Below are 17,782 nucleotides of genomic sequence, written 5' to 3' on the forward strand. Positions count from 1 at the left end.
TACCCATTCACCCCTATCTAATAGAGTTCGTTCTTAATAAAGATTTTTCTAATTCCTCTAAACGACGAGATACAGAACCATCAATGCGTTTATCTCCTACTTGAATAACGATACCACCCATAATTGATGGATCTTGGCGCACAGATAAAATAACATCTTTCCCTGTTACTTCTCGTAATTTAGCTTGTACAGATGCTTCTACATCAGCTGTGATTGGTTCTGCTACAGTTACAGTAGCTTCCAAAATGCCACGAGCCTCTCGTGATTTTTGAATAAACGCTGCAATGGCCTGCGCAATATAACGATGGCGCCCACGTTTAATCATCACATAGATAAAATGTAAAGCAACTTTGTCGATACTAGATTCAAAGATAGAACCAACTAACTTAATCTTTGCATCTTCTGTAACGATTGGATTTTCAAGGAATGAACGAAGTTCAGGCTGTTCCGCCATAACGGACGCTACATAACCTAATTGCTCCTCCATGAGTTCCAAAATATTTTGTTCTTGAGCTAATTCAAACATAGCTGAACTGTATTTATCTGCTACAATTTCTATGCTCATCGTATCACAACCCTATCGTTTTACTATCAAGTTGACGAATAGCGTCTTCGATCAATTTTGTATTAGTTTCGCTGTTCATATCTTTAGCAACAACTTTACCAGCCATAGCTACAGATAAAGATACCACTTCGTTACGCAAGCTGTTCATAGCACGATCGCGTTCAATAGCGATATCTTGGCGAGCACGATTTTTTTCTTGTTCAATTTGCTCGCGTGCTGTTGACAATTGTTCACGTGTTGTATTTTCTGCTTCTTGAACTGCTTTTTCAACAATTTGTTGTGCCTCTATACGAGCATTAGCAATTTGAGCTGCATAATCAGCTTTAAACCCCTCTGCTTCTGCGCGAGCTTGTTCTGCAGCTTCTAAGTCTTTAGCAATTCGTTCTTTACGTTCTGTCATTATAGCCAATAATGGTTTATATGCAAAACGAGCCAATAGCCAAACTAATATAAAAAAGTTCAACATTTGAGCAAGAATCGTTCCAAGGCTTAAGTCAACCAAGGTTATTCCTCCTCGTTATTATCTGAATAACAAAATAAATGCTACTACTACACCGATGATAGGCATCGCTTCGATCAAACCAATCGCTACGAACATAGTAGACATCAATTGACCGCGCAATTCAGGTTGGCGTGTAATACCTTCAATAACTTTGCTAGATACAAGACCATCACCGATACCTGCACCAATAGCACCACAACCTACTGCAATTGCCGCTGCTAACGCGAATAAACCTTGAGCTTCCATAATATATCCTCCATATAAATTAATTAATGTTCCTCACTAAGCCCCATCCCCAAATAGGATGCAGTAAGAACGGTAAAAATAAAGGCTTGAATAATACCAATAAATAGACTAAAAGCAATCCAAACCCATGGTACCGGCACAAACCAAGGCAAGTTATATAATACTTCTAACAAAATTTCACCTGCCACAATGTTACCGAATAGACGGAAAGCAAGTGTAACAGGTCTAGCAATTTCCTCGAAAATATTGAGTATTAACAAAGCCTTATAAGGTCGTACAAAATGCTTAAAATAAGATAAGCCTTTAACTTTAACCCCCATAACCCATACCACTAATGTACTACATAAAGCTAATGCAATTGTAGTGTTAATATCGGATGTTGGTGATGTTAAAGCCTTGAATGTTGGCATTAAGCCTAACTCATTTCCTACAAAAATAAATAAGAAAAACGTAAACAACAAGGAACTCACCATCGGCCAATGGCGACCCAAATTCGGAGCTAATTGCCCCTCTAAGCCTTCTAATATAGATTCCACTATATTCTGCAAGCCTACAGGCACCAATTTACGTCCCCGGGTGGCTAATACTGTTATCAGTATTACAATAGCCATAGTAACCCATGTAGCAATTAAAGTATCCATATTAAATGTCAACCCCAACCACTGCACGACCTCATGGTGTCCCGCATGTAATTCCACGTTCTCAACCCCTTCCATAAACCTAATAAAAACCTAATATATTTACATTAATATAAATATAATATATATGTATCATCATACATCGTTATAGATATATAATCAACACTTGAAGGGTAAACAATTCCAAATAATCATAAATAGAATGTATTCAATGCATTATTAGAATACGACTCCATGTCTTATTAAAATCCACATCAATACATTAATTGGAATACAATACATTAATTTAAATGCAATAAAATTCTTAATTAAAATAATAAAAATTAGAACCGTCCACTAAGTCGCCAATACACTATATAAAGTGCAGGCTGGATAAGTGCAATCGCTACAAACATACTAATTGCTTCTACATGGAGAATCTTCAAACCTAATACGACTAAAGATCCAACAAGCATAAGACGCCACACCATCTGTCTACGCGCCTTACGAACAGCCTTATAAGGATCACCTAATATAATTGCTTGACCATGTAGTGCAAGGCTAAGCAAGTAGAGCACCATTATAAAAATGCCCCACAGCCATCCCCATACATAGTGTTGTAATCCGCATGCAACCTGTATTATTACACCTAAAAAGGCAATAAAAAAACAAGTCAGTAGCACGCGCACTATGAATTTTATATATTGATTCATACATACCTCACTACTTAACTTGTTTATATAACATATAAAACCCTGTTATAGCTCCTATTAGGCCAAATATGACCATGCAGAGTGGTTCCGTTTGAAGCCAAGTATCCAATTTATAACCTAGCCAAATAAAACCTCCTATACAGGAGACCAATGTGACCCCCGCTGATGTTGCCATGGCGAGGGCTTTCACAAGATCCTTATCCATATTATTTACCAAAACGTTCAGGACGACGCGCATCACCTAAGAATTCATGTCGCAACGCTTGAATGATGCGTTCAGAGGCTTTTCCGTCACCATATGGGTTAACAGAATTAGACATTAACTTATACGCTTCAGCATTGCTCAATAATTCATAAGCGGCTTTATGTACCGCATCTTTATCAGTACCTACAAGGCGAACAGTGCCTGCTTCTACCGCTTCAGGACGTTCTGTCGTATCACGTAATACGAGAACTGGCTTACCAAGAGCTGGAGCTTCCTCTTGAATCCCACCTGAATCAGTCAAAATCAAGTAAGATTTAGCCATCAAGTTTGCAAATGGTTCATAGTCAAGAGGGTCGATTAATGTAACACGCTCCACAGAACCAAGTTCCTCTTGTACAACTTGGCGAACTTTAGGATTTTTATGTACAGGGAAAACAACTTGAATATCTTCAAATTCATTGATTAAATCTCGAATGGCTTGATATACATGGCGCATAGGTTCACCTAAGTTTTCTCGGCGATGTGTGGTAACAAGAACCGTACGTTTTTTAGGATCAAGAGCATTAATAGCTGCATCATCGAATACATAACTGTCTTGTACCGTCGTATCAAGAGCATCGATAACAGTATTCCCCGTTACATAAAGATGTTCTGTATTAATATTTTCTTTTTTTAAATTGCTTTCAGAACTAGAAGTAGGCGCAAAGTGATACGTCGCAATAGAGCCCGTCAATTTGCGATTCATCTCTTCAGGGAACGGGGAGTAAATATCACCCGTCCGTAGTCCTGCTTCCACGTGACCTACAGGAATTTCTTGGTAGAAAGAAGCCAATGCCCCAGCAAAGGTAGTTGTAGTATCACCATGAACGAGTACCACATCAGGTTTTGCTTCTTCTAATACATCTTTAAGGCCCATCAAAGCACGATTAGTTACATCATATAGTGTTTGACCTTGGCTCATAATATTTAAATCATAGTCTGGGGTAATATTAAACAAGTTTAGTACTTGATCAAGCATATCTCGATGCTGTGCCGTAACGGTGACGATAGGTTCCATATCTGGTGCTGCTTGTAATGCTTTTACAAGAGGAGCCATCTTGATAGCCTCAGGTCTTGTACCAAAGATTGTCATAACTTTTAACATAGTTGCCTCCAACGTAGTAGGATAGAGAAAATGGGGCGCCAAGCACCCCACAGATGGTTATTCCTTATGAGAATCATCAGTATTCTCCAAAGCTTTAGCCAATTCATCGCGATCAAAGGATATGGTATCATCCGAGTCGCTGCGTTCAATTGTAGGACGTGGTAACGGATGCCCTGCCGCATCACTATGCATGATAACGCCAAGACGTCGTGCAATATAAATACTACACAAGAAAATTACTAATACCAAGGTCGCGCCGACCCAAGCATTAACCTCTGCAACGATAACAGATACACCGCCGAAAAGAGCTGTTACTGCATACATCAACAATACAGCTTGCTTTTGTGTTAATCCTTGTGCCAATAAACGATGGTGAACATGACCTTTATCGGGTTTAAAGATGGGACGTCCACTGATTTTACGGCGCACAATGGCAAATAAGGTGTCCAAAATAGGCAAGCCTAACACAATAGCAGGTACCACTAGAGCAATCATAGCAGCTGTCTTTACAGCCCCCATAACAGAAATAGCCGCTAATGTATACCCTAACAACATCGATCCCGTATCACCCATGAATATTTTTGCAGGATTAAAATTATACCGCAGAAAACCTACAGTCGCACCTGCTAAGGCAAGAGAAAGGCAAGCAAGATCAGTTTGACCAAGTTGCAATGTCATTGCACAAACAGCGATACATGCGATAAAGGAAATACCTGCAGCCAAGCCATCAAGTCCATCAATTAGGTTTACAATATTTGTAAAACCGACTATCCAGAAAATAGTCAATGGAATAGCCCAATACTTGAGATATACTACACCACCCCAAGGAAGGTTAATGAAGTCTACTCGAATATCATAAGCCACCAGAATAGCAGCTGCTATAATTTGTCCCATTAACTTAGTTTTTGGCTCAATTTGTTTAATGTCGTCCCAAATACCAACTAGCACCAAAATGACCGTACCAAGGACAAACCCAAACAATTTATGATCATGCGGGATGGAATTGTTAAAAAGAACCGATCCCACATAACCGAGAAAGATTGCTAATCCACCAAGTCGTGGAATTGCACCATGATGCACCTTTCGAGCATCAGGCTTATCTATTGCCCCAACAGCAACGGCAAAGCGTTTTACCAATGGGGTAAGTGCAAAGGTTATGATGAGCGCTAATGCAAAGGCCCACACATAATCGAGCACATATTCACTCATAAGACACCTCCAACAAGTAGGTTGTAAAAACGGACTAATTCGTTAAGCTACGAATAGGAGCAGGAATTCTTCCACCACGGGCAATGAACTCGGCTGCACTATATGGACTCACTTCAATAATAGGAGCATAGCCTAATAATCCACCAAACTCAACAACCTCTCCAACAGTCTTACCAGGTACAGGAATTACACGAACCGCAGTTGTCTTATTGTTAATCATGCCGATAGCTGATTCATCTGCAATTATAGCAGAAATGGTATCAGCAGTAGTGTCTCCAGGAATAGCAATCATATCAAGGCCAACAGAACATACACATGTCATAGCCTCTAATTTATCAAGTGTTAAACTACCACAAGATACGGCATCAATCATGCCTGCATCTTCCGAGACAGGAATGAATGCACCACTAAGTCCACCTACATGGGAGGAGGCCATAAGACCACCTTTTTTCACCGCATCATTAAGTAATGCTAGTGCTGCTGTAGTGCCATGACAGCCACAAGAGGACAAGCCCATTTCTTCAAGAACGTGAGCTACAGAGTCGCCTACAGCTGGCGTTGGGGCCAAGGATAAATCGATAATACCAAATGGTTTGCCGAGACGACGAGATGCCTCTTGCGCTACCAATTGACCTACGCGAGTTATTTTGAAAGCAGTACGTTTAATCGTTTCTGCTACAACGTCAAAGGATTGGCCTCGAACGGATTCAAGCGCATGTTTTACAACGCCCGGGCCAGATACACCTACAGAAATAGCACTATCCCCTTCGGTTACACCAAAAAAGGCCCCTGCCATAAACGGATTATCCTCTACAGGATTACAGAAAATTACGAGCTTAGCACAACCAAGAGCATCATTATCCTTTGTAAGCTCTGCAGTTTTCTTAACGATGATTCCCATGTCTCGCACTGCGTCCATGTTGATACCAGTTTTAGTAGAGCCCACAGCAACAGAGCTACAAACGATATCCGTAGTCGCCAGCGCTTCAGGAATAGAGTCAATCAAAATGCGGTCGGCTCGAGTAGCGCCTTTTGTTACAAGCGCAGAAAAGCCGCCAATAAAATTAACACCTACAGTTTTTGCTGCACGATCCATAGCTGCTGCTACAGGAACATAGGATGTTAAATCACTACCACCTGCTACAAGAGAAATGGGTGTTACAGAAATACGCTTGTTGATAATAGGGATGCCGAATTCTCGCTCAATATCTTCCCCTGTAGATACAAGATGTTCTGCCTCTTTTGTAATACGGTCATAAATACGGTCACACAACTCTTTACCAGAACTAGATGCACATTCTAGCAAGCTAATCCCCATCGTAATAGTACGCACATCAAGCTTGTTATCATGAATCATCTGATTCGTTTCTAAAATATTGTCGATAGATAACATAAGTGCCTCCTATCCTACACGGTGCATGCTCAAGAAAATATCAGCATGTTGTGCACGGATTTCAACACCTAGTTCTTTACCTTGAGTCGTCAAAGCCTCTTGAATAGCTGTAAGATTTTTCATATCTTCAGACTTGGTTTCACACATCATAATCATATTGAAAACACCATCAAGGATGGTCTGATTAATGGACATAATATTTACACCGTAGTTAGCGAGTACGGTACTAACCCCAGCAATGATACCAACGCGGTCTACGCCGACAACGGTAACAACTAATTTCATAACATCACCTTCTCTAAGCACTACAAACTATATAGCCAGTAAAGGGCATTCAATAAACTATATTAATATATTATAACACATTTATTATTTTTCATGAGTGAAATCTTTATGAGTTTTCTAGTGAAAACAACATGTTACACTTCTTCAGACAAAGCACTTGTCACAATCGCTTCACCAGCAGTTAACAATGCGATAAGACCTTTGTCCCCTTTATAGCTTTCACCATAAATTTTATATAAATCTTCAGTGCCAGATGGGCGTGCTACAAACCAGCCCGTTTCCGTTTCCACACGAACACCATCGATAGGCATATCTTTATACAGAGAAGTAGTGCGAACATTAGTAATCGCATCACCATCTACTTCGGTAGCCGTAATGGAGCTTGCATTTAATTGTTTCAACTTAGCCTTGGCCACCTTTGTACAAGGCGCATCAATACGACCAAATCGTGGATCCCCACAGCCTTCCACAATATTGTTATATAGTCTCTCAACAGTTGCGCCCATTACAGCGTACATCTCCATCGCTAAGAGAGCCATAATCATACCATCTTTATCTGTGGTCCATACTGTACCATCTTTTTTAAGGAACGATGCACCAGCAGATTCTTCACCGCCAATGCCAATTTCCCCATCGAATAATAGAGAGCTAAAGTATTTAAAGCCTACCGGAACTTCATACACAGGAATTTCTTTAACGGATGCCCACTTATCAATCATGGTTGTACAAACAACCGTTTTGCCTACCCCTTTATCCTTCCAACCACGGGTTGTGAATAGATAATCGGCAGCGGCTACGAGGAATGCATTTGGTGAAGCAAGCCCTTCTGCACTAACAATACCATAACGATCATAATCGGGATCGTTACCAACAGCCAAATCGTAATTAGCAATTTGCTTGATAACATCGGCCATAGCGTATTCGGAGGAACAATCCATGCGTACCTTACCATCATGGTCATAGGTCATAAAGCTAAAGGTTGGATCATACTCATCATTAATAATATCTAGGTTTAGATTATACCGCTCTTTAATAGCACGCCAATAACCTAGTCCACTACCGCCGAGAGCATTAACGAGGACCTTAGGTTTTGCACTTTGGATTGCCTCCATATTAATGATAGAAGATAGTTCTTCTACATATAGACCTTTATAGTCATATGGAACCTGTTGGTCGGGTTCAATATTGTCGATACTAATACGTTTAAATCCTTCTAATTCACAATATGCGTGAACATATTCATTGGCACGTGTTTCAATCCATTTAGTAATCAACGTATCCGCTGGACCACCATTGGTAGCGTTATACTTAATGCCACCATTATCTGGAGGATTATGAGACGGCGTAATCACGATACCATCCGCCTTATCATCGTGGCTTTCATTATAACGAATAATAGCGCGAGATATAGATGGTGTTGGCACGAAATCCATATCGGAATCAACCATTGCCGTTACACCATTGCCAGCAAGGACCTCTAGAACCGTCACAAGGGCTGGCTGAGATAAAGCATGTGTATCTTGACCGACAAAAATCGGACCTGTAGCGCCGAATTGACCACGGCCATCACAAATAGCCTGTGTAATAGCGGCCACATGTAAATCTGTAAACGTACTATTTAAAGATGTACCGCGATGGCCAGATGTGCCAAAGGATACGAGTTGTGTCGGATCTGTAATATCCGGAGTATTATCAAAATATGCATCCACAAGGGTTTGCACATCGATAATATCTTGTTCTTGTACAGGCGTACCTGCTAATTTGTGAGTCATAGAAACCTCTAATCTTATCTTGAGGGCAAGCCCTCTCATTTTACAACCTTGATATTCAATCAATCACATTAAATTATTTTCAAAATGTATGTATCATTCATAAAATATTATATTTACGCATAATTAATATAAGATGACAACAGCCAGAGATTTATCATAATTCTTTATTTTAATTTGTTACAACTATTTTCATCTATTACAACATTATTGTTCGCTTCGGTAGTTATATCTTGTGATTTTAGCTGTTTAGATATTTCCGCAGGAACAATAGGTTGAGTAAAACCTTGACCGATAACCTCTTGGGCATCAGTAATCAAGATAAACACATTTGGGTCCGCTTCTTGAATAACCTCTTTCAATTTATTTACCTGCAGCAAGTTGACTGCAACCATCACAATTTGCTTAGGCGTCCGTGTATAGGCACCAATACCATTAATAATAGTGGCACCACGACCAACCTTATTGATAATACACTCACATACTTCATCGGTGCGATAGGTAATGATAAAAGCAACTTTACGTTGATTAAACCCGATTACCACCTTATTTGTAATAATAGTATACACATACACACTGATAAGAGTTACAGCTACCGCTTCAAGTCCAACAACGCCGACAGCAACTAAGAGGATGGCACAGTTGATAGCGCTATTAATGGACCCCATTTGAAGGCCATAATATTTGCGAACGATAAGTGCAATTGGATCAAGTCCCCCTGTATTACCACCTACACGGTAGACGATACCAAGCCCTAGTCCAGTTGTGATACCTGCCATCATAGAACTGAGTAGTGGATCCTTAATGATCATGTCATATTGCAAGAAACTAAACAGATCAATCATCCACGATAACATGAGCGTACCATACAAGGTATTAAGCACTACGCGTTTACCAAGCCACTTCCAAGCAGCCCAAAATATAGGGACGTTCAAAATAACGTTCCAAGAACCAACGGATAATCCCGTTAGATAATACAAAATCAACCCTACCCCACTAATACCAGTACTAACCAGTTTGTGAGGTAGTACAAAGGCATCTAAACCAGCACCAAAAATTGCACAACCAATAGCAACTATGACACATTGATAGACAACATCTTTATACTTGGCGAACATAGCTCCCTCCAAATTGCCATTTCACTATAAATATTCTATAATGAACTAATTAAAACATACGCTGTTTACAATGCTTTTAATAATCAAACAACAGGTATATACAAAATCATCATAAACCACTTAATGGTTATTTTCAATCACTTTATAACAGTATAAAATAAACATATAAACTGCATATATTTTGTACATTACAAACGAGGCTATTATGAGTAAAAGTTTTGAGCAACTCGGTTGCAGCAAAATTAATATTGGGCTTGCTATTACAGGCAAGCGTGACGATGGATACCACGACATCGATTCTATATTTCAATCGATTCGCCTTAGTGATTCTATTTATTTCGCTAAGCATCATTCCGTAGTATTTTCTGGTGGCGCTCCCGAATTGCCCGATTACATGCAAAAGCTCGTAAGCTATGGAGAAGATAATCTCGCACTCAAAGCTTTACGCGCCATACAGGCCTATACGGGTTGTAAAGCCGGTGCCGCCATCCACCTATTAAAACGCGTTCCTATTCAAGCGGGTCTTGGTGGCGGTAGTGCAGACGCAGCGGCCATGTTATTAGGTCTCAACCGTTTTTGGGACTTACGTCTTACGCAAGAGGAACTTTTAAACATCGGTACCTCACTCGGATCTGATGTACCGTTCCTACTACAAGGTGGTACCGCTCGCGGAACTGGTCGTGGCGAAGTGTTAACCTATAGCCAATCGCCAGAGGCACATTGGCTATTACTAGTAAAGCCAAAGGTATCTATTTCTACAGCGATTGCTTATGGTCGCTTCAGTGGTAAATCTAATGCCACCACCAAAACAATCGATACCGTTCTGAATCATCTTAAGAATAATGATTTACAATCTGCTTTCACTAGTAGCGCTAATACTTTTGAAGAATTATTATTCCCAGATCACGAAGAACTAGGAATATGTAAGGAGTTTTTCACCAACCGTGGTTACCCAACCATCATGACAGGAAGCGGTCCTACGATGGTAGTATTACTTAACAAACCTATGGAAGCCTTGCAATTACAAGAAGAGATTAAAGCAGCTGGTCATGATTGGCTGTCACTCATTACTAAAACATGTACACAGGAGGACTTAGTATGACAAAACGGTTACAACCTATACGACTCGATGCGTATAAACCACTAAGAGAAGTGGTAAGTGAAACATTGCGTCAAGCCATCCAAGATGGGGTGTTAAAACCTGGGGAGCGCCTCATGGAAATTCCCCTTGCCGAAGAGTTAGGTGTAAGTCGTACCCCCATTCGTGAAGCCATACGTAAACTTGAACTAGAAGGCTTTGTCGTTATGGTTCCTCGTCGCGGTACCTACGTTGCCAACATATCTTTAAAGGATATTACGCAAGTATTTGAAATCCGTTCTGCCCTGGAAGAACTTGCGGCAGGCCTTGCAGCAGAACGCATTACAGAAGAGGAAATCGAAACGCTGGAGAGAATGCTTGTAGAAATCGGCGATCATATGGAAAACAAAAATATGGAATCCGTTGTGGCTGCGGACGTAGAATTCCACGAAGTCCTCTACCGCGCATCTCGTAACGAAAGATTGGCGGACATCGTTCACAACTTGCGAGAGCAAACCTATCGCTTCCGTAGTTTTTCTATGAACCAACCAGGTCGTCTTAGAAAAACTTGGGAGGAACATCGTCAATTAGTGGAAGCCATCGCCTCTCACAATGCCGCACAAGCTCGTAAACTAGCTCGAATTCACATGGAACATTCCGAACAAACCTTGTTGCAAGGAATGGAAGAGTCACAAGAATTTACTAAGGCATAAAAAACATTCTACAAAAATACTATATAAAGCAAAAATCCTTCCTATTTGTGAAGGATTTTTGTTTTACATAGTCTATAGAAATTGATACAATATCATTGATTATTATGAAATATGGATTTTTTATAAGAAAGGGAGTTTTTATGGAAGCAATGCTCAATGATGCTATATCCACCATAAACGGTTATTTATGGAGTTATTTCATCATTTTTATTCTCATCGGCGCAGGTCTCTTCTTTACGATGACAACGAATTTTGTACAAATTCGCATGATTAAAGAAATGATTCGCCTCGTAATTAACGGCGCAGGTAGCTCTACAGAAAAGAACCATGTATCCTCATTTCAAGCATTCTGTGTTAGTACCGCATCTCGTGTAGGTGTTGGTAACATCGCAGGTATAGCTATTGCCGTTGTACTTGGTGGCCCTGGTGCTATTTTCTGGATGTGGGTTATCGCACTCATCGGTGCTGCCACGGGCTTCATCGAGTCTACATTAGCACAAATCTACAAAGAACCTGTTGCTAAGGGCGGTTTCTATGGCGGACCAGCTTACTATATTCGGTATGGTCTAAACAACAAGGCATTATCTGTTCTATTTGCTATTTTAATCAGTATTACCTATGGTTGGATTTACAATTCTGTACAAGCCAATACTTTGGCTGCATCTCTCCAGGTATTTAACCTTGATGTGTCCTATACAGGCGCTGTAGTAGCAGTCCTTCTTGGTATTATCATATTCGGTGGTATCAACCGCGTTGCAAAAGCATCTGAAATCATCGTTCCTATCATGGCGATTCTATACATTGCTACTGCGTTATTTGTGGTAATTATGAATATCACCCAATTCCCACATGTGATCTATACTATTTTCTCTTCCGCATTCGAGCCTGTTGCAGCAGGTGGTGGCTTATTAGGTGCTACTGTTATGAATGGTATCAAACGGGGGCTCTTCTCTAACGAAGCCGGTGAAGGTTCTGTTCCAAACGCAGCCGCTACGGCAGCTGTTAACCACCCTGTGGAACAAGGTCTTGTACAAGCATTCGGCGTATTCCTTGATACATTCATCATTTGTACAGCATCTGCTTTCATCGTACTCATCGTAGGCGATTACAGCACTACAGGTCTAACAGGTATTGCTCTTGTACAACATAACCTAGCTCAACAACTTGGTTCTTGGGCGCCTACAGCCGTAGCCATTTTCATCGTTATGTTCTCCTTTAGTTCCTTAATTGGTAACTATTACTACGGTGAAATCAATATCAGCCACTTAACAAACAAACGATTCTACCTACATTTGTTCCGTATTGGCGTAATTCTTATGACATTTGTTGGCTCTGTTGCCTCTCTAGATCTCGTATGGAATCTAGCCGATTTATTCATGGCTTTCTTAGTATTAACTAATGTAAGTTCCATCGTACGCATGGGCCGCACAGCAGGTCTTGCCCTTGACGACTATATCAAACAACGCAAAGCAGGTATTGAAACGCCTGTATTTAACCGTTCCATCCTAAATCACACATATGGCATCGTATGGTGGGGTGATGGTCAAACAACAGACTCCTCCGTACCTCCTACTCCGATTGAAGATACTGTGGAAAAATAAAATATATCGACGTATGAGGCTGGTGAAAGTATATTTCACCAGTCTTTTTCGTATAATCTTTAAAATAGTTTATTAGTACATACATAAAGGTCTATATTGTTCAGAATATAGATCTTTATTTTTTTGTAAAAGTATCCATTTTCATAGATAAAAACATCGTTCATTAGCAGATTGTACTGTGATAAAGATCATAGTAATTATCTATATTTTTACAACTTTCAAAGGTCAAAAACTATAGAATATATTTATAAAAATATAAAGGGTATTCTGTTTACAATGTCGAATATTTAAGTATGCGATAAAATTAGCACTAATTCAACTATTAATTTACTCTATTATCCAGGAGGTAATTATGAGCGGTTATAACCCATATGAAAACATGTTAAACACGTTAGACGTAGCAGCTGAAAAGCTCGGCTATACTCGTAGCGAATACGAAGTGTTACGTCACCCAGAACGGGAACTAAAAGTAGCAGTTCCTCTTCAACTCGACAATGGTGAAGTTCGCGTATACGAAGGCTATCGTTGCCAACATTCCACATTGCGTGGTAGTGCTAAAGGCGGTCTTCGCTTCCATCCAGATTCTGATGAAAACGAAGTGCGTGCACTTGCGGCTTGGATGACTATTAAAAACGCTATCGCTAACATTCCTTATGGCGGTGGTAAAGGCGGCATCAAAGTCGATCCAAAAACGTTAAATCCTCGTGAATTAGAACGCTTAACTCGTAACTTCGTACGCCGCATTGCACCTATCATCGGTGTTAATACAGATGTTCCTGCACCAGACGTAAATACGAATGCTCAAATCATGAGCTGGATTGCTGACGAATACAGCACATTAAAAGGCGAATGGAGCCCAGGTATCGTTACAGGTAAACCAATCGAAGTTGGTGGTTCCTTAGGTCGTAATGAAGCGACTGGTCGCGGTTGCCTCATCGCATTGCAAAGCTACCTCGCTAAGAAAAACTTGGATATCAAAAACCTTACGGTAGCAGTTCAAGGCTTTGGTAACGTAGGTTCCGTAGGCGCTCGTCTCATTGCACAAGCAGGTGCAAAAGTTGTGGCTATCGGCGACGTAAGCGTTAACATCTACAATCCTAACGGTCTCGATGTTGAAAAAGCATACGAATATGCTAACTCCCATGGTCGTTCCCTCGAAGGTTACAGCGAACCGGGCATGACTACAATTGGACCTCAAGAGTTATTGGCTCAACCAGTTGATGTATTATACATGGCAGCCCTTGAAAACCAATTAAACAAAGACAACATGGAAAATATCCAAGCTAAGATTATCTTGGAAGGCGCTAATGGCCCTACTACTAATGATGCAGATAAATACTTCTATGAAAAAGGCATCGACATCATCCCTGACGTTCTTGCTAACGGCGGCGGCGTAGTTGTATCCTACTATGAATGGGTACAAAACAAAGCAAGTTTCTACTGGACTGAAGAAGAAGTTAATGAAAGATTAACTAAGAATATGCAAAATAGCTTCGAAGCTGTTTGGGAAATGCAACATAAATACAATGTACCTCCTCGTCAAGCAGCGTACATGGTTGCTCTTGAACGCCTCGTAGTTGAAACTAGATGGCGTGGCTATAACTGCTAAACTCCTATACCTCCATACATGTTAGCCATAAAAAAGGCGTAAGCTCGATTTGAGCTTACGCCTTTTTGTTTGCCTATAAACCTTTTTATTTACCTGCAAGTCGCAGTTGAAAGATCTAAAGATGTTCAATTACTTACTTAGTTTTATTAGCAAACTACTTATTATTAGTTTTATTTGAAAGCACCTAACAAAGCTGCCATGCTAGGACGACTGATCAAAGCTTTCACCAATACAGAACCAAGAATAGCCGGAATAGTTTGACCAACGATAAGATTCAACACTAATGGCCAGTATGGAATACCAAGTAATGGACTGAGCCACAATGGCACACATAATGCAGGCACAAAGACGATTGGAAGCATTACCCACCAAGCACTGAGGCCAAGCTTGCGCATTCCTACGATGATGCCAGTCGTTAATACGCCCACACCAAAGCCCCCCATCATATCGAGGATGCCAAGACCACCGAATAGGAAGTTAGAAATGAGGTTGCCAATCCCCATGGGAATCACCAAGAACGGAAAGGCATAAGCAAGTGCATATAATGATGTTGCTATACGAATTTGATAAGCCCCGAAGGAAACGCTTTGCGTTACATACAATACAACGATGTACAATGCCACAACCATAGCAGAAATAGTCAATTTGCGTGTAGAAATCATAACACTCACCTCCTCAAAATAAAAAAAGCATGGCAAAACTACCATGCTATAAATGCTTATGAATTTCCGTAGTTTTGTTTAGAGACAGGATGGTTTCAAACTGTCTTATTTAGTTGTCGCCTTTAGGCAGTACTAATATATCATATATCTAATATTTTCGCAATTAATTGGGGTTAAGGCGGACTTGTATGATCATCTACGATTAGTATCAAGATTGTAAGGTGGGGGTGGTGGCAGATACCTTTCCTCATCGCTCCACTGGCGAACCGGTCATCGGCCTAGGGCCTTGACCTGCCAAAGTCGCTCTTTGAAAAGGTATCTGCCACCACTTCAAATTTAGCAACTCTACTTATACCCTAATACTAGTGACGTACAAGTCCGCCTTGAATTACATATACATGCTACTCTATTAGAATATATATAAAGTAGCCACCTAAAAGGCGACTACTTGTCTAAGCCAGTTTATGGGAATTATAGTGCTGGGTCTTCGACTCCGTTTGCGTGAAAGGCTTTGGCTCTGTCGATACAGGTGCCACAGTGTCCGCATGGTTTGTCTCCGCCTTCGTAGCAGGACCAGGTTAAGTGGTATGGTACTCCGAGGCGTAGGCCTTCTTTTACAATGGCAGCTTTGTTGGAGTTAATAAAAGGTGCTTCTAAGGAGCATTCTTTACCGGATCCTTCAAAGATAGCGTCGCCCATGGATTTGTAGAAGTGTTCTGTACAGTCAGGATAGGCATTACCCGCCGCATCATCACTGTGAGCACCGTAATAGATATAGCCGCAGTCTAGAGATAGTGCCAAGGATGCTGCCGCAGATAGGAATAGCCCATTTCTAAACGGTACATAAGTACTCACCGTACCTTCCCCTTCTGCATCTTGTTGTTCTTTGTAGGAACCTTGCGGAATGTCTTCACTAGATTGTACTAACAAGGAGCAGTTACTGAAGGCAAATAGCTTGGTAACATCCATCGTTTTACCTTCCATACCATAGTGCTCTAAAATAGCTATAGCAGCCTCTAATTCTTTACTATGTTTTTGACCATATTGAATCGATAAAGGCACCACATTATCTTTGCCAAATCGTTCAATGGCAAGGGCCAAACAAGTAGTACTATCTACGCCACCACTAAAAAGAACTACGGCCTTTTGTTTTTGAGCCATATTATCTCCTTTTCTATCACAACAGCCTCATCCGTAGATGAGGCTGTACTTTTACATTCACTAAAATTTTATAGATCAATAACCAATTCTACTGGACAGTGATCGGAGCCAAAGATTTGTTGATGAATCTTCGCTTCTTGGATTTTATCATCAAGACGTTTAGATGTGATGAAATAGTCAATTCTCCATCCTGTATTCCGTTCACGAGCTTTCCCCATATAGGACCACCAGCTGTATTGCTCAATAGCATCTGGATAGAGGTGACGGAATGTATCTGTAAAACCTGCCCCTAAGAGTTCTGTCATCTTTGCACGTTCTTCATCGGAGAAGCCCGCATTTTTACGGTTTGTCTTAGGATTTTTTAGGTCGATTTCTTGATGTGCTACATTGAGATCACCACATAGAATGACAGGCTTTTTCTTATCTAATTCAAGTAGATAATTACGGAATGCATCTTCCCAAGTCATGCGATAATCAAGGCGAGCTAATTCACGTTGGCTATTCGGTGTATAACAGCATACCAAATAGAAATTATCGTATTCAGCAGTGATAACACGACCCTCTTGATCGTGTTCTTCAATACCGATGCCATTAGTTACGGACAATGGCTTAATACGCGTGAATACAGCCGTGCCACTATAGCCTTTCTTAACTGCACTATTCCAATATTGCTCATACCCTGGCAACTCCAAAGAAATTTGATCGGGTTGCAATTTTGTTTCTTGCAGGCAGAAAATATCTGCATCTAATTCATTAAAGGATTCCATGAATCCCTTTGTTACAGCGGCGCGGAGGCCGTTTACATTCCAAGAAATTAATTTCAATTCTTACTCCTTTATAATACTTCGCATCAATCTAATACTATTCACCGTATTTAACTTGGTGAAAGTCTCTTTCACATAGAATATACATCAAGTTTTTGCTTACCGTAAGCTAATTTAAGGATTATATGTTAGCAATACTACTGCTTTTTATGTTTTTTAGCATGTCTTGCTTCGGCACGAGCCTTGCGGGCATTTTCATTTGCTTTAAGATCGCTTTCACGTTTCTCACGGAAATAGTTAGCCACCGCCGACAAGATAAGAATCACTAATACGGTTACATTAAACATACCCGGTCCGAAGGTATAGATGTGATAACACAAATAACCAAAGGCAACGACTGTTAATAATTGTTTTAATAGATTCATTCG

At 40.5% G+C, this 17,782-nt stretch carries 20 protein-coding genes; 4 read left to right on the top strand and 16 right to left on the bottom strand.

Features of this window, described 5'->3' with window-relative positions:
- Nucleotides 1-13 precede the first annotated feature (13 nt).
- From atpH to FNLLGLLA_RS08295, 12 genes are all read right to left on the bottom strand, one after another.
- Nucleotides 14-565 carry an ATP synthase F1 subunit delta gene (atpH, locus tag FNLLGLLA_RS08240; RefSeq protein ID WP_174892361.1) on the bottom strand — a complete coding sequence of 184 codons (552 nt, stop codon included), beginning with the start codon at nt 563-565 and terminating at the stop codon, nt 14-16.
- Nucleotides 566-569: 4 nt separating this feature from the next.
- The gene (gene atpF / locus FNLLGLLA_RS08245; RefSeq protein ID WP_004697511.1) at nt 570-1,067 is read right to left on the bottom strand and encodes a F0F1 ATP synthase subunit B; all 498 of its coding nucleotides are present in this window, start codon (nt 1,065-1,067) and stop codon (nt 570-572) included.
- Between the two features lie 18 nt (nt 1,068-1,085).
- Nucleotides 1,086-1,313, bottom strand: a complete 228-nt coding sequence (gene atpE, locus FNLLGLLA_RS08250; protein WP_004695064.1) for a F0F1 ATP synthase subunit C — start codon at nt 1,311-1,313, stop codon at nt 1,086-1,088.
- A 23-nt stretch (nt 1,314-1,336) separates the two neighbouring features.
- A complete protein-coding gene (atpB, locus tag FNLLGLLA_RS08255) occupies nt 1,337-2,029 on the bottom strand; it encodes a F0F1 ATP synthase subunit A (protein ID WP_004697507.1) in 693 nt (230 codons plus the stop codon).
- A 245-nt stretch (nt 2,030-2,274) separates the two neighbouring features.
- A complete protein-coding gene (locus tag FNLLGLLA_RS08260) occupies nt 2,275-2,643 on the bottom strand; it encodes a hypothetical protein (protein ID WP_060919021.1) in 369 nt (122 codons plus the stop codon).
- Between the two features lie 10 nt (nt 2,644-2,653).
- The gene (locus FNLLGLLA_RS08265) at nt 2,654-2,848 is read right to left on the bottom strand and encodes an AtpZ/AtpI family protein (protein WP_012864790.1); all 195 of its coding nucleotides are present in this window, start codon (nt 2,846-2,848) and stop codon (nt 2,654-2,656) included.
- Between the two features lies 1 nt (nt 2,849).
- Entirely contained in the window at nt 2,850-3,992 is a 1,143-nt protein-coding gene (gene wecB, locus FNLLGLLA_RS08270) for a non-hydrolyzing UDP-N-acetylglucosamine 2-epimerase (protein WP_060919022.1), read from the bottom strand.
- Between the two features lie 57 nt (nt 3,993-4,049).
- Entirely contained in the window at nt 4,050-5,201 is a 1,152-nt protein-coding gene (locus tag FNLLGLLA_RS08275; RefSeq protein WP_012864792.1) for a glycosyltransferase family 4 protein, read from the bottom strand.
- Nucleotides 5,202-5,235: 34 nt separating this feature from the next.
- The gene (locus FNLLGLLA_RS08280) at nt 5,236-6,594 is read right to left on the bottom strand and encodes a PFL family protein (RefSeq protein WP_060919023.1); all 1,359 of its coding nucleotides are present in this window, start codon (nt 6,592-6,594) and stop codon (nt 5,236-5,238) included.
- A 9-nt stretch (nt 6,595-6,603) separates the two neighbouring features.
- On the bottom strand, nt 6,604-6,879 hold the full coding sequence (locus tag FNLLGLLA_RS08285) for an ACT domain-containing protein (protein ID WP_004695058.1): 276 nt from the start codon (nt 6,877-6,879) through the stop codon (nt 6,604-6,606).
- A 134-nt stretch (nt 6,880-7,013) separates the two neighbouring features.
- A complete protein-coding gene (locus FNLLGLLA_RS08290) occupies nt 7,014-8,651 on the bottom strand; it encodes a phosphoglucomutase (RefSeq protein WP_174892362.1) in 1,638 nt (545 codons plus the stop codon).
- A 164-nt stretch (nt 8,652-8,815) separates the two neighbouring features.
- Nucleotides 8,816-9,766 (bottom strand): YitT family protein, encoded by a 951-nt coding sequence (locus FNLLGLLA_RS08295; RefSeq protein WP_156697263.1) that lies wholly within the window; start codon nt 9,764-9,766, stop codon nt 8,816-8,818.
- Nucleotides 9,767-9,971: 205 nt separating this feature from the next.
- Between FNLLGLLA_RS08295 and ispE the strand changes: the two genes are divergently transcribed.
- From ispE to FNLLGLLA_RS08315, 4 genes are all read left to right on the top strand, one after another.
- On the top strand, nt 9,972-10,868 hold the full coding sequence (gene ispE / locus FNLLGLLA_RS08300) for a 4-(cytidine 5'-diphospho)-2-C-methyl-D-erythritol kinase (RefSeq protein ID WP_174892363.1): 897 nt from the start codon (nt 9,972-9,974) through the stop codon (nt 10,866-10,868).
- The gene (locus FNLLGLLA_RS08305) at nt 10,865-11,557 is read left to right on the top strand and encodes a GntR family transcriptional regulator (protein ID WP_004697535.1); all 693 of its coding nucleotides are present in this window, start codon (nt 10,865-10,867) and stop codon (nt 11,555-11,557) included. The genes ispE and FNLLGLLA_RS08305 overlap by 4 nt, the downstream gene beginning before the upstream one ends.
- 140 nt (nt 11,558-11,697) lie before the next feature.
- The gene (locus FNLLGLLA_RS08310) at nt 11,698-13,158 is read left to right on the top strand and encodes an alanine/glycine:cation symporter family protein (RefSeq protein ID WP_077707638.1); all 1,461 of its coding nucleotides are present in this window, start codon (nt 11,698-11,700) and stop codon (nt 13,156-13,158) included.
- 352 nt (nt 13,159-13,510) lie between these two features.
- Nucleotides 13,511-14,767: a Glu/Leu/Phe/Val family dehydrogenase gene (locus FNLLGLLA_RS08315; protein WP_004695052.1), complete on the top strand. Its 1,257-nt coding sequence runs from the start codon at nt 13,511-13,513 to the stop codon at nt 14,765-14,767.
- Nucleotides 14,768-14,937: 170 nt separating this feature from the next.
- On the opposite strand, the gene FNLLGLLA_RS08320 is transcribed toward FNLLGLLA_RS08315, so the two are convergent.
- The 4 genes from FNLLGLLA_RS08320 to FNLLGLLA_RS08335 form a co-directional block, all read right to left on the bottom strand.
- Nucleotides 14,938-15,429: a QueT transporter family protein gene (locus FNLLGLLA_RS08320; protein WP_105087027.1), complete on the bottom strand. Its 492-nt coding sequence runs from the start codon at nt 15,427-15,429 to the stop codon at nt 14,938-14,940.
- 471 nt (nt 15,430-15,900) lie between these two features.
- The gene (gene queC / locus FNLLGLLA_RS08325; protein WP_174892364.1) at nt 15,901-16,590 is read right to left on the bottom strand and encodes a 7-cyano-7-deazaguanine synthase QueC; all 690 of its coding nucleotides are present in this window, start codon (nt 16,588-16,590) and stop codon (nt 15,901-15,903) included.
- A gap of 68 nt (nt 16,591-16,658) precedes the next feature.
- Complete coding sequence (locus FNLLGLLA_RS08330; RefSeq protein ID WP_004695049.1) at nt 16,659-17,414, bottom strand: exodeoxyribonuclease III; 756 nt, start codon at nt 17,412-17,414, stop codon at nt 16,659-16,661.
- A gap of 137 nt (nt 17,415-17,551) precedes the next feature.
- Nucleotides 17,552-17,779, bottom strand: a complete 228-nt coding sequence (locus FNLLGLLA_RS08335) for a hypothetical protein (RefSeq protein WP_004695048.1) — start codon at nt 17,777-17,779, stop codon at nt 17,552-17,554.
- Between the last annotated feature and the right edge of the window lie 3 nt (nt 17,780-17,782).

The organism is Veillonella parvula, assembly GCF_902810435.1.
In the GTDB taxonomy this organism is placed as follows: domain Bacteria; phylum Bacillota; class Negativicutes; order Veillonellales; family Veillonellaceae; genus Veillonella.

Excerpts from the sequence above, each read along its gene's own strand:
- FNLLGLLA_RS08310 (WP_077707638.1), top strand. The coding sequence starts at position 11,698 with ATGGAAGCAATGCTCAATGATGCTATATCCACCATAAACGGTTATTTA.
- wecB (WP_060919022.1), bottom strand. The coding sequence starts at position 3,992 with ATGTTAAAAGTTATGACAATCTTTGGTACAAGACCTGAGGCTATCAAG.
- FNLLGLLA_RS08305 (WP_004697535.1), top strand. The coding sequence starts at position 10,865 with ATGACAAAACGGTTACAACCTATACGACTCGATGCGTATAAACCACTA.
- FNLLGLLA_RS08275 (WP_012864792.1), bottom strand. The coding sequence starts at position 5,201 with ATGAGTGAATATGTGCTCGATTATGTGTGGGCCTTTGCATTAGCGCTC.
- FNLLGLLA_RS08335 (WP_004695048.1), bottom strand. The coding sequence starts at position 17,779 with ATGAATCTATTAAAACAATTATTAACAGTCGTTGCCTTTGGTTATTTG.
- atpE (WP_004695064.1), bottom strand. The coding sequence starts at position 1,313 with ATGGAAGCTCAAGGTTTATTCGCGTTAGCAGCGGCAATTGCAGTAGGT.
- FNLLGLLA_RS08320 (WP_105087027.1), bottom strand. The coding sequence starts at position 15,429 with ATGATTTCTACACGCAAATTGACTATTTCTGCTATGGTTGTGGCATTG.
- FNLLGLLA_RS08285 (WP_004695058.1), bottom strand. The coding sequence starts at position 6,879 with ATGAAATTAGTTGTTACCGTTGTCGGCGTAGACCGCGTTGGTATCATT.
- FNLLGLLA_RS08290 (WP_174892362.1), bottom strand. The coding sequence starts at position 8,651 with ATGACTCACAAATTAGCAGGTACGCCTGTACAAGAACAAGATATTATC.
- atpH (WP_174892361.1), bottom strand. The coding sequence starts at position 565 with ATGAGCATAGAAATTGTAGCAGATAAATACAGTTCAGCTATGTTTGAA.
- atpB (WP_004697507.1), bottom strand. The coding sequence starts at position 2,029 with ATGGAAGGGGTTGAGAACGTGGAATTACATGCGGGACACCATGAGGTC.
- FNLLGLLA_RS08295 (WP_156697263.1), bottom strand. The coding sequence starts at position 9,766 with ATGTTCGCCAAGTATAAAGATGTTGTCTATCAATGTGTCATAGTTGCT.
- queC (WP_174892364.1), bottom strand. The coding sequence starts at position 16,590 with ATGGCTCAAAAACAAAAGGCCGTAGTTCTTTTTAGTGGTGGCGTAGAT.
- FNLLGLLA_RS08315 (WP_004695052.1), top strand. The coding sequence starts at position 13,511 with ATGAGCGGTTATAACCCATATGAAAACATGTTAAACACGTTAGACGTA.
- FNLLGLLA_RS08265 (WP_012864790.1), bottom strand. The coding sequence starts at position 2,848 with ATGGATAAGGATCTTGTGAAAGCCCTCGCCATGGCAACATCAGCGGGG.
- ispE (WP_174892363.1), top strand. The coding sequence starts at position 9,972 with ATGAGTAAAAGTTTTGAGCAACTCGGTTGCAGCAAAATTAATATTGGG.
- FNLLGLLA_RS08260 (WP_060919021.1), bottom strand. The coding sequence starts at position 2,643 with ATGAATCAATATATAAAATTCATAGTGCGCGTGCTACTGACTTGTTTT.
- FNLLGLLA_RS08280 (WP_060919023.1), bottom strand. The coding sequence starts at position 6,594 with ATGTTATCTATCGACAATATTTTAGAAACGAATCAGATGATTCATGAT.